Here is a 10,953-nt window from a genome sequence, read left to right as displayed (position 1 = left end):
TATATGAATTTTAAAAAGATTTTTTCTGTAGTAACCCTGTTGGCTTTTTCGATTGGCATCTTGACCGCTTGTGGTGGCCAGAAAGCACCGGTAGAGGCCAGCGGCCAATCTTCCCTTGCTGCATCTGATAATGGGAGCGATGCTACCTTGCGAGTTGGGGTCCTCTCTATTGATGATGTCCTGCCCTTTGTCGTCGCTGAAAAAGACGGCCTGTTTAAAAAATACGGTGTTAATGTTAAGCTCTTCCCCTTTAAAAGCAGTATTGATCAATCCAAGGCCTTTGAAGCTGGTCAGTTGGATGTGGTCATGAATGACATGATTGTTCAAGGGCTGATGAAAAAAAGCGGGACGGACACACGGATTATTTCTTATGCATTTGGCGCTAATCCTGAAGAAGGACGCTTTTTAATTGTATCCTCTCCAAAAAGCGACATTACCTCACCGGAAGATTTGGTTGGCAAACGGGTGGCCATCTCCAATAACACCATGATGGATTTTCTCTTGGACGAGTATCTGGATTACTACAAGATTGACCGCGACAGCGTTGAACGGGTCAATATGCCGGATTTAATGCTGCGCATGGAAACCTTGCTTGCCGGCAACGACATTGATGCGGCCATATTGCCGGATCCATTGGCCAGTGCTGCTGTGGCCCAAGGGGCCAAGACGGTCATTGACGATACAAGCTTAGATAAAAACTTTTCACAATCGGTGGTTTTGGCGTCAGCAGACAGCATTAAAAACCAGCCGGAAATGCTGAAAAAATTTACTCAAGCTTATTTTGACGCCATGAAACGCATTAATGACCATCCGGATCAATATAAGGCCTTGGCCCTTGAAAATGCTCATGTGCCGGATGCGATTAAGTCCACTTATCGGATGCCGACATATACCCCAAATGCAGTGCCAACCAAGGAAGAGGTTAAACGTGTCACGGACTGGCTCGTTCAGCGGCAATTGATTGACAAAGCCTATACTTATGAGGAAATGGTGGACCAACAATTTATTAAATAGATGCTAAGGAGTAATCATGATCTATGAATTGACGCATTTGAACTTTAATTATGCAAGCGATCAACCTGTATTGAAAGATTTGTCTCTGCAGATTAAGGGCGGTGAGCGCTGGGCCGTTATCGGCCGTTCAGGAAGCGGGAAAAGCACCTTGCTTCAACTGTTGGCCGGTCTTATTCAGCCGATGGAGGGGCATGTACAGTATCAGGGCAAAGATCTGTTGGCGCCGGATGCGTCCATTCAAATGGTGTTTCAAACCTACGGGCTTTTTCCTTGGAAAACAGTGGCGGAGAATATTGAGCTGCCCTTGCGGTTGCAAGGCCTGGGCAGGCAAGAACGCGAACTGGCGAGAAAAGAAATGCTGCGTCATCTACAACTTGAAAACTATGCAGATGCTTATCCGCAAGCCCTTTCCGGCGGGCAGCGTCAGCGTATTGCTTTGGGGCGTGCCATGATGACACGCCCTGAAGTTTTGTTGCTGGATGAACCTTTTTCAGCCTTAGATGCCTTTACGCGCGATACGCTGCAATTGTTTTTGATGGACCTCTTGCAAAAACATGATATGACCTCCGTTTTGGTGACCCACCAAATTGATGAAGCCGTGCGCCTGGCGGATCATTTTTTGCTCTTGTATCCGCAGGGCAGTGGCAGTGCCTTATTGCATAAAAAAGCGGACCAGGAGGATGACGCAGCTGTGGCGATGCGCATTTCCGATGCCTTGCGGGAGGGGCTCCATGAAAGTTAAGTCAGCTCTTGTAGCAACATTTATATTATTGGTATTGTGGCACTTGCTGAGTTTAGTGGTAGACAAGCCTTTTTTACCAACGCCGGCAGCGTCTTTTAAAGGCTTTTTACTGTTGGCAAAAAGTGGTGACTTAGCAAGAAATTTTGCCATCAGCAGTGCGCGCGTTTTAGCCGGTACATCGCTGGCGCTGGTTTTTGCCGTACCGGCCGGACTTTTGATGGGACGCCATGAGCGGATTAATGCACTCTTGGATCCCTTTATTTCTATTTTATACCCAGTGCCGAAAGTGGTCCTTTTACCAATCTTTGTGGTCCTTTTAGGGCTGGGCAATTCACCGAAAATAGCTTTGATTGCCTTAATTATTTTTTTCCAGGTTCTAGTTGTGGTTCGCGATGCGGCCACATCTGTCCCGATGGAAAGCCTCTTAGCCATGCGGATGCTGTCCTCGTCCCCCCTGGCCATGTTTACACATTTGCTTTGGCCTTGGTGCTTGCCCGACTTATTGACGGCCTTGCGGGTTAGCATGGGAACGGCGGTTTCAGTCCTATTCTTTGCAGAGACCTTTGCTTCTTTTGATGGCCTGGGGACGCTTATCTTAAATGGGATGGAGCGGCGTGATTATGCGGCTATGTATGGCGCCATTATTGCACTTTCGCTCTTGGGCGTACTCTTTTATGAAGTGATTGGCCTGGTTGAACGCCGTTTGTGTCGTTGGAAAAGAACTCAAAAGATATAAACTTGTATCATGGGAGATCTTTCAGTATAATGTGAGCAAAAAGGAGGCGCTTATGAAAAAACGTGCCTTGGCCTTAGGCTTAGTAGTCGGGCTGACTTTTTTGTCCGGCTGTTCCATGGTGTTGGCAGAACCGGAAACCCTAATCACAGCGCCGGCCACCGATACGGCTCAGTTGAAAGAACGCAAAATCATTATGTCCTTACTGGCAGACGACGAGCATTTGGTGGTTCCAGGCAAGATGGATAACCCGGCCCCCTACATCAATTTGGACTTGACCAAAGATGGGGTTGACGAAAAAATTGTTTTTTGGGCGAAAAATAACGGCTACCAAACGGGGATCAATATTTTACAGAAGCAGAAAGGCGATCAATGGGTTGTTTGGGACCAGAAACGGCTGTCCGGTCGGTCGGTATCCTATTTCAAAGCCTACGATTTGGATGGCAACGGCCAGGAAGAATTATTCCTCGGCATTGACAGCGGTGCTTATAATACCCTCTACATTTTCGGTGCAGATGCCAAAGAGGGGTTGATTTTGGTGGACCAAATCAATTACACCCACTTGGCCTTTGCCCCTTTACAAGGCAATAATCGGCTGAATTTGATTACTGCTCTAACCGATGCGGCACAAGAATCGCCACGAACAGATATCAATATTTATGATTGGGTGGATAATCGCATTAATCGCATCTTCCGTAAGCAATATGATGGTTTTTGCCAAGAAATGAAATACGGGCCGATTGCTTCTGCTGAAAACGGCTTGTATTTGGCCTTGAGTTCAGACTTCAACAACCTGAATATTGTCCTTTTACGCTACCAAGATCAGGTGTTGCGGGAACAATTGCGACGTGAGGTACTATACGTTAATGCTTTAGCAGAGCAGCCGGAAGGGATGATTCGCGACATCAATGAAGATGGTGTTTTGGATGTCTTGTCTGTTCTTCCGCCTACGGATGCCTCAAAAATGGAACCGCGCCAGTTTTTACAGATTTGGAACACCTGGGATGGTAACGCCGGATTGACGCCGATTAAAGCCTACATTGATAACAAGGCAGATGGTTATCGCTTTAACATTCCCGTTCCTTGGTTGGCGAGTTTGCAGTACCAGTATGTTCCGCAAAGCGGTAATAATCAGCTTAAATTTTTCGATAAAGATAATAATACCGGCGAGCCGTCCATTACGGTTATGACGCGTGAAGTCGATAAAAATGTGGATATTGATGCCTTAAAGCAAGACTATCTATTCCTTGGCGCATCGCCCTCAAATCAGCGGGTTTATTTGGCCAAACTGGGTAAAGACAGCTTTGGCAAAGCAAAAATAACCACTGCTGATATTGCAGAAGCATTTCGTATTGAAGGAGGCCAGTAAAATGGCAACAAAAATTTTAGTCGTTGAAGATGAGGAAGCCATTCGCGGCTTTATAAAAGTTAACCTAAAGCGCAATAACTTTGATGTAATTGAAGCCGGCAGCGGTGAAGAAGCGCTGGAGCGTCTGGATGAAAGCATTGACGTTGTGCTACTTGATGTGATGCTGCCGGGCATCAACGGTTTTCAAGTTTGCCGGCAAGCACGAGAAATGTACCCGCAGCTGGGCATTATCATCTTGACGGCTAAAGGACAGGAAGATAATAAAATTGAAGGCTTGGAAGCCGGTGCAGATGATTACATCGTTAAGCCGTTTAGTCCAAAAGAGCTTTTGGCACGTATCAATTCCCTGCTGCGCCGCTTATCCATTCAGGTGGACGATATCCAGGAAGATGAAAATGAACTTCAATCCGGTATTTTTCGCTTGGTTGTTGATGAGCGTCGTTTCACCAAAGATGGCGAAGAGATTGAACTGACACCAATTGAATTCTCTCTGGTCAAATATTTTATGGAAAATGCCAACAAGGCCATCCATAGAGATGAAATTTTAAACAACGTTTGGGGATATAACTATGTAGGCGATTTTAAAATCGTCGATGTGAACATTCGGCGAATTCGCCAAAAAATTGAAGACGATCCGTCGGAACCTAAATTTATTGAAAAAGTATGGGGCTACGGATATCGCTGGTGGGGTGGTGACTGAAGGTGCCGAGTATAGGGCGGAAACTGACCTATAGCTATGTTTTAATCAGCCTCATTACCGTTCTTGTTTTAGAAAGCTTATTTGGCATGGCCATTTATCAGTACTACGTGTCTGGTATGAGCCAAACTTTAGTTAATCATGCTGAAGCAAGTGCCACTATGTACGATAAATATGCGCCGGCCGGCACCATTGACGATAAAGCGGCCTATATTTACGAAAACATGAAAGTCGATGAAAATGCCTTGGTAGAAGTTTACGGGCCTAATCGACAATTCATCATTGACAACACCGGCAATAAATCCAGCCATGTTACGCTGGGCAAAGATTACGAGGAAGCCCTCTTGGGGGATACAGCCATATGGCGTGGCAGGACCAAGACCAATGAATCCATTATGTCCGTTTCCGTGCCCCTCAAAGACAGGGATCAAGTCGTCGGTGTTTTACGTTACGTCAGTTCCATGGCCCCCGCCCACAGTGTTATGCGGAGCAATGCGGTTATGGCGCTGATTTTAGGGCTAACCATTCTTTTGGTTGCCGCCTTATTGGGATATATGATGAGTCATCGGATATTGGTGCCCATTAAAGACCTGATCCGGGTCACCCAGGAAGTGACCGCCGGTAATCTGACCGTCAAAGCAAAACGTTACTATCACGATGAAATTGGTCATTTGGCCAACGTTTTTAATAAAATGACCGACGAAATACAGCGCAGTAACCAGGCAAAAACCGACTTTATTTCGAGCATTTCCCATGAATTGCGGACGCCCTTGACCTCCATTAAAGGCTGGGCGGAAACCATTGATGATAACATCAAAGACGATGAAACCGTTCAGCTTGGGATTGACATCATTGACCGGGAAACCAACCGGTTAATTCATTTGGTCAACGACCTGCTGGATTTTTCTAAATTACAGTCCCATCGGATTGAGCTAAACATTGACACCCTGTGGTTGGACGACTTGCTTAAAGGCATTTATCACCAATTTGCAGCCAAGGCCAACCAGGAAAATGTCATTATGCGTCTCCATTTGGATAGCCAAGAGCCCATCATTCTTGCGGATGAAGACCGCTTGCGCCAAGTACTGATCAATATTATTGACAACAGCTTTAAGTTTGTAAAAGGACGGCCCAATGCGGAAATTATCATTCAATCTCACATGCTGGATGACCAAGTCGTCATCACAATAGAAGATAATGGGCCCGGCATGAGCTCTGAAGAATTGGTACGCGTAAAAGAAAAATTTTACAAAGGTTCCACCAAACAATCCGGCACCGGATTAGGCCTATCCATTGCCAACGAAATTGTTGAGCTTCACAAGGGCACCTTATACATCGACAGCATTCGTGGCATCGGTACAAAAGTATCTGTTGTTCTGCCGATTGCCGATCGCGATTTGGAGGACAGCATGATGACCGATACCGCTTCTAAACGAAAATCGACCGACGCTTAACCGCCGGTCGATTTTTGTTTTAAAATAACATTTTTGGGTATGTAATAGTCAGTAACGATAAACGCGAAGACGAAAAAATAAGGAGACGGTTACATGTTAAGTGAAAAAATGACAGAAGCCCTCAATCAGCAGATCAACAAAGAATTCTACTCTGCTTACCTGTATTTGGAGATGGCCAATTATTATGCAGACGAATCGCTGGATGGCTTCCAAAACTGGTTTAACGTCCAAGCCAAAGAAGAAATGGCCCATGCCATGTTGTTTGTTAACTATCTTTTAGACCATAGCTGTCACGTCAACTTGGAATCCATTGCCAAACCGGGCCAAACATATAATGACTACAAAGCCCCCTTGGAAGCTTCTTTAAAACACGAAAAGGAAATCACTGCCTCCATCAATAACCTGTACGAATTGTCGGTGCAGGACAATGACTACCGTACCCGCCAAATTTTAGATTGGTTTATCCGTGAACAATATGAAGAAGAAGTAAACGCTCAAAACTTAATTGACCGCTACGAAATCTTTGGCGAAGACAAGCATGCCCTTTGGGAAATGAACCAAGACTTACTTGCACGTACTTTTGTTGAACCAACCATAGCTTAAGCCATTAAGTGCAAAGACCTGCTGGCAGATGCCGGCAGGTCTTTTTAGTTTTAATAAGTTTAACAGCGTTAAACGGCGAAAGTGCTTGACATATGACGCTTTTGAAACTATAATAATCTTGTTGTCACTCATTTGACACGGCGACATGGCCAAGTGGTAAGGCAGAGGACTGCAAATCCTTCACCCCCAGTTCGAATCTGGGTGTCGCCTTTACGTTAGTGGAGCGGGTCCCGAGATAAGTCTCGGGACCCGCTTTTGTGTTTTATAATTTTGTCCTCCCAGCTTACACGCGATGGCGAGTCTGCCGGCAGGACAAAATACAATAATATTTGGGGCTATTGTGCTTGTTCCACTGTTTTTACCACCAGGTTACCCCCGCGTGTGCGGGGAAAAATAAAAAATAGACCCCTCTTACATAAGTATCATGGGATCACCCCCGCGTATGCGGGAAGAATTAAAACCGTGGGTTCTGGTTGCTGGCATCGACCTGGCGATTAAGCTTGGGCCCTTGTCGTTCAAGTCGGTGTCCTTTTGCAGGCCTTAGTATAGCACGGAAAAATGGAAATCTAAAGTCGGCCAATCCGTTTAAAGAGAAGGTAAGCCCTATGAGTGTATGTCAAGGTACATACCGAGGGTGCAGAGACAGCTGGAGGGGTAATCCCTGTTTAAAGCACAAAAATAAATATAAGGTCAAGCGATACTATTTGATGATTATGATGAATTATCTTTCATGGGTCGGAAGCTAGCACTTATAATAAAGTACCCCTGAAATTTTATATAAATGCAAATAAAGACCAATACGCCATCAACAGATGTTAAATCTGTTGGGTTTCTGTAAAACGATACCTGTGTGCGTGGCTAAAGCCACTGTGGATGTCCTTACTATAACGACCAGATGGTGTTTGAAATAGGTGGCATGTGGTATATTATGTAATAATTACAAGATTTGGAGGTAGCGATAAATGGTTTATCAAGTTGATGTAGCGATGTTGTAGGAGGGGAGAAATCCTCTCAATATTTACGAGGAGGATTTATGATAAGCCTTAATCGTGTGGTCAAAACAGTTGCAAGCGGAAGGCTGTTTGAAGTGGAGGCCTTGAGGATTCATGAAAATCGCAAGATTGCTTTAATCGGCGATAACGGCGTAGGGAAAACCACTTTCTTTAAAATACTAGCAGGTCTTGATAAGGAGTATAGCGGTTCTGTATCTGTTCATACGTCGATTGACTATCTTTTCAATGATATGGATGAGGAGTACATTGCTAGGGCATACGGTTCAGCTTCTGGCACTTGTGAGAAACCGTATAGCCCGGGCCAATATCAATACAGACGACTTGAGAATATATTGTCGAAAGAAAAAAGCTTTTTATTGATTGACGAGCCAACCTCCCATTTGGATATTGAAAAGAAAGATGAATTGGTTAGGCGACTTCAAACCAGGGAAAAAGGCTTCATCGTTATTTCTCATGATCGGGATTTTATTAGTAAGACTTGTGATGAAATCTTTGAATTGGTGAATGGGAGAGTAGAGGTTTTTAACGGTGATTATGCCTTTTATCAGGATGAGAAAGTAAAAAGAGATAAGTTTGCAAAAAAAGAATATGCGCACTATGTAAGCGAAAAGAAACGATTAGAAAAATTGGCCGTTGATATCCAAAAGCAGTCACGGGCTGTAAGAACAACTCCCAAGCGCATGGGGAACTCAGAAGCCCGACTTCATAAGATGGGTGGCCAGCAGAATAAAAAGAAATTGGATAAACAGGCGAGGGCTGTTGCTTCAAAGCTGCAACAGTTGGAGATAAAAGAAAAGCCGAAAGAGAGCCTTCCAATAAAATTAACCATTCCAGAAATAGAAAAACTGCACGCTAAAATTTTAATCCGAGCGGAGCATTTGGACAAAAAATTTGGCGATAAGCTTATTTTTCAAGAGGCAGCATTTGCCATTGAAAATGAGAGCAAAATTGCCCTCCTTGGTCCAAATGGTTCCGGTAAAACAACGTTGTTGCGGATGATACGAGAGCAAGACAATATTTGGGTACACCCGAAATTGAACATTGGTTACTATAGTCAGACCGAAGACATGCTGGATATTTCTAGAAATATTTTGGATAACTTAACCGACACATCTATATATGATGAGACAATGACGCGCATCATTCTTTCGCGACTGGGCTTCAAACAAGACGATGTATATAAAAAAGTGGCTGTTTTAAGCGATGGTGAGCGGGCTAAAGTAAAGTTGGCAAAATTATTAACAGCAGATTTCAATTATTTAATATTGGATGAGCCGACTAATTTTTTAGACATCAAAGCCTTGGAAAGTTTGGAAGCATTTCTTAAAGCGTATGACAGGCCCTGTTTATTTGTCACCCATGATGTTGCTTTTATCAACCATATCGCCACGTCAATTTTGATGATTAAGGATAAAAAAATAATTGATTTTAAAGGTAATCTAGAAGCGTATGATAAAAGTCATAAGAAAATATCTACAGATGATAGAAGGACAGGGGATAGTCTGTTGAGGGATTTTCGGATATCGGCGATTAATGCTAGGCTCTCAATGGATATTCCCGAAAAAGAACGCCTTGCTTTAACAGCAGCCTATAACAATCTCATCAAAATGAAAAAAATAGCCAACTCTTTAATCCCTTATTTGTGGTTTTTAAACTTATAAGCATCTGCAGTTGCAGGTGCTTTTTTCTTATCCGGATGATTTATTTGTGTACATTTTGCAGTCATCAGATATAATAAGAATAAGTTTAATTAGAATTATCAGCTTATTTTGAAAGGAGTTTGTGGTATCAATGGATTACAGAAAAGACTATATTGATGTGCGTAATGTAATCGGCGGCGAATGGAGCAGGCCGGCAACGGAGGAGAGGTTACCGGTGTACAATCCTTCTACAGGGGAGGAGATTGGTAATGTGCCATTGACACCTGCTGAAGAGGTGGAACGGGCGGTGGATGTTGCTGCAGAAGCCTTTACAAAATGGCGGCACGTGGACGCCGGCAGGCGCTGCAAGTATCTTTTTGCCATTCGCAATAAGATGGTGGCGTATCAAGAGGAGTTGGCCCAAATCATTGCAAGAGACCAGGCTAAGCATATCGCTGATGCCCGAGGGGAAGTGGGACGGGTTATTCAAATTGTTGAGAATGCCTGTGGCCTGCCCAATATGTTAATTGGCGAAACGTTTCAAATTTCAGCAAGTACACGTGGGCAAGTGTTGCGCAAGCCCCTGGGGCCAATCGGCGGTTTATCTCCGTTTAATTTTCCGGCCTTGGTTTTTGGCTGGTTTATTCCCTACGCCATCGGGTGCGGAAATACCATTGTCTATAAAGCTAGTGAACAGTCGCCGCTTTTTATGCAACGGATGATGGAAATTTTTGATGAGGTCGAGTTACCGAAAGGGGTTGTTAACCTGGTCAACGGTGATTACCGGGTTGGTGAAGCCCTCTTAGCGGCGGAAAAAATTAAAGGAATTTGTTTTGTCGGGTCAACGACTGTCGGACAGCATATTGCAGAAAAAGCGGCTCAAAATAAAAAACGGGCCATGGTATTGGCTGGGGCAAAAAATTCGCTCCTGGTGTTAAAAGATTGCCGAGTAGAAGATTTTTTGGCACAATTGCAAAATTCGGCTTTCGGCGCAGCAGGACAACGTTGCATGGCTGGATCAAATGTTGTGATTGAAGCGGCTTGCTATGATGCCATGGTTAAGAAGATTGTTGAAATGGCCAAGGCGGTGCCTGTTGGTGATGCACGTGATGAAGAAGTGTATATGGGTCCGGTGATTTCTCGGCAAAGCGTGGAACGGATTAACGGTTATATTGAGGGGGCTGTTCGCGAAGGAGCCAAGCTTATCTTAGACGGACGAAATCCGGAGATGGCCAGCGGACTGGAAAAGGGATACTTTGTCAAACCCACCATACTGGCGGATGTGACGCCGGAAATGACCATTGCTCAAGAGGAGGTTTTCGGGCCAGTCCTGTCTTTGATTAAAGTGGCGGATTTTGAAGCGGGCTTGGCTTTTATGAATAGCTCTCGTTATGGGAATGGTGGTGCCATATTTACCCAAAGCGGCCATTATGCGGAAGAATTTTTGAACCGTATTGACGTTGGCATGGCCGGGGTCAATATTGGCGTACCGGCGGCCATGCCGTATTTGCCCTTTGGTGGCACGAAAGATTCTCTCTTAGGCTCCGGGTTGAAGGCACAAGGCCATGATGGCATTGAATTTTTCACTGAAAGAGCGGTGGCAACCATTCGGTTCCCGGAATAAATGTGCTTACAAAAAAAGTACCGAGCCATGAGGCTCGGTACTTTTTTAGGTCGGTTTCTTGTAT

General features: G+C 44.5%; 9 protein-coding genes and 1 tRNA gene. All 10 read left to right on the top strand.

Annotation, left to right across the window (positions count from 1 at the left end; genetic code table 11):
* Window positions 1-3: 3 nt before the first annotated feature.
* Window positions 4-1,014, top strand: coding sequence for an ABC transporter substrate-binding protein (locus BLQ16_RS08360; protein WP_091792284.1), 1,011 nt, complete (start codon window positions 4-6; stop codon window positions 1,012-1,014).
* A gap of 16 nt (window positions 1,015-1,030) precedes the next feature.
* The gene (locus BLQ16_RS08355; protein WP_091792283.1) at window positions 1,031-1,756 is read left to right on the top strand and encodes an ABC transporter ATP-binding protein; all 726 of its coding nucleotides are present in this window, start codon (window positions 1,031-1,033) and stop codon (window positions 1,754-1,756) included.
* A complete protein-coding gene (locus BLQ16_RS08350; protein ID WP_200781903.1) occupies window positions 1,746-2,492 on the top strand; it encodes an ABC transporter permease in 747 nt (248 codons plus the stop codon). The genes BLQ16_RS08355 and BLQ16_RS08350 overlap by 11 nt, the downstream gene beginning before the upstream one ends.
* A 52-nt stretch (window positions 2,493-2,544) precedes the next feature.
* On the top strand, window positions 2,545-3,858 hold the full coding sequence (locus BLQ16_RS08345) for a hypothetical protein (protein ID WP_091792281.1): 1,314 nt from the start codon (window positions 2,545-2,547) through the stop codon (window positions 3,856-3,858).
* 1 nt (window position 3,859) lies between these two features.
* Window positions 3,860-4,558: a response regulator transcription factor gene (locus tag BLQ16_RS08340; RefSeq protein WP_091792280.1), complete on the top strand. Its 699-nt coding sequence runs from the start codon at window positions 3,860-3,862 to the stop codon at window positions 4,556-4,558.
* Between the two features lie 2 nt (window positions 4,559-4,560).
* Complete coding sequence (locus BLQ16_RS08335; protein ID WP_091792279.1) at window positions 4,561-6,009, top strand: sensor histidine kinase; 1,449 nt, start codon at window positions 4,561-4,563, stop codon at window positions 6,007-6,009.
* A 93-nt stretch (window positions 6,010-6,102) separates the two neighbouring features.
* Entirely contained in the window at window positions 6,103-6,612 is a 510-nt protein-coding gene (locus BLQ16_RS08330) for a ferritin (RefSeq protein ID WP_091792278.1), read from the top strand.
* 139 nt (window positions 6,613-6,751) lie between these two features.
* Window positions 6,752-6,822: transfer RNA gene (locus BLQ16_RS08325), tRNA-Cys, on the top strand.
* An 823-nt stretch (window positions 6,823-7,645) separates the two neighbouring features.
* Window positions 7,646-9,286 (top strand): ribosomal protection-like ABC-F family protein, encoded by a 1,641-nt coding sequence (abc-f, locus tag BLQ16_RS08320; protein WP_091792277.1) that lies wholly within the window; start codon window positions 7,646-7,648, stop codon window positions 9,284-9,286.
* A gap of 130 nt (window positions 9,287-9,416) precedes the next feature.
* Window positions 9,417-10,889, top strand: coding sequence for an aldehyde dehydrogenase family protein (locus BLQ16_RS08315; protein ID WP_091792276.1), 1,473 nt, complete (start codon window positions 9,417-9,419; stop codon window positions 10,887-10,889).
* The last annotated feature ends 64 nt before the right edge of the window (window positions 10,890-10,953 follow it).

The sequence above is a fragment of the Peptococcus niger genome (assembly GCF_900101835.1).
Lineage (GTDB): Bacteria > Bacillota > Peptococcia > Peptococcales > Peptococcaceae > Peptococcus > Peptococcus niger.
The sequence above is the reverse complement of the archived record's forward strand: the minus strand, read 5'-3'. Positions and strand labels throughout refer to the sequence as shown.

Coding starts and splice junctions, on each gene's coding strand:
- BLQ16_RS08340 (WP_091792280.1), top strand. CDS start 3,860: ATGGCAACAAAAATTTTAGTCGTTGAAGATGAGGAAGCCATTCGCGGC.
- BLQ16_RS08315 (WP_091792276.1), top strand. CDS start 9,417: ATGGATTACAGAAAAGACTATATTGATGTGCGTAATGTAATCGGCGGC.
- BLQ16_RS08355 (WP_091792283.1), top strand. CDS start 1,031: ATGATCTATGAATTGACGCATTTGAACTTTAATTATGCAAGCGATCAA.
- BLQ16_RS08350 (WP_200781903.1), top strand. CDS start 1,746: ATGAAAGTTAAGTCAGCTCTTGTAGCAACATTTATATTATTGGTATTG.
- abc-f (WP_091792277.1), top strand. CDS start 7,646: ATGATAAGCCTTAATCGTGTGGTCAAAACAGTTGCAAGCGGAAGGCTG.
- BLQ16_RS08330 (WP_091792278.1), top strand. CDS start 6,103: ATGTTAAGTGAAAAAATGACAGAAGCCCTCAATCAGCAGATCAACAAA.
- BLQ16_RS08345 (WP_091792281.1), top strand. CDS start 2,545: ATGAAAAAACGTGCCTTGGCCTTAGGCTTAGTAGTCGGGCTGACTTTT.
- BLQ16_RS08360 (WP_091792284.1), top strand. CDS start 4: ATGAATTTTAAAAAGATTTTTTCTGTAGTAACCCTGTTGGCTTTTTCG.